The organism is Acetonema longum DSM 6540, assembly GCF_000219125.1.
In the GTDB taxonomy this organism is placed as follows: domain Bacteria; phylum Bacillota; class Negativicutes; order Sporomusales; family Acetonemataceae; genus Acetonema; species Acetonema longum.
The window spans coordinates 1-349 of record NZ_AFGF01000200.1 but is presented as its reverse complement, the minus strand read 5'-3'; the positions used below and the strand labels follow the sequence as shown (position 1 = coordinate 349).

Sequence of the window (349 nt, the reverse complement as noted above, 5' to 3'; positions counted from 1 at the left end):
ATAACTTCTTCAGATTTTTTTTTGAGCCAGTCCACCTCATAGGTCAACTGGCCGACTTTTCTCTCCAGGTGGGCAACTCGCTCCTTTTCCGTCGCCAATTCCTTGTCAGCATCTGAAGGGCCTCTTTTGAATACATCAGATGCCCGTTCCAGGAATTCGGTTTTCCACCGGCTGACCATCACGGGGTTTAAACCATGCTGTGCGGCAATTTCATTTACGGTTGCTTCTTCTCGGAGAACCTCCAGAACCACTTTGGTTTTAAATTCGGCTGAATATTGATTTCTCTTGTTCATGCTTCCATTATAACTTATTTTTTATCTTTTTGTGTCTCACCCTTTGGGAGCATTAT

At 43.8% G+C, this 349-nt stretch carries 1 protein-coding gene; it reads right to left on the bottom strand.

What is annotated here, in order from left to right; genetic code table 11:
* A partial coding sequence (locus ALO_RS16625; RefSeq protein WP_004098271.1) for a transposase occupies positions 1–293 on the bottom strand: 293 nt, incomplete at its 3' end.
* Between the last annotated feature and the right edge of the window lie 56 nt (positions 294–349).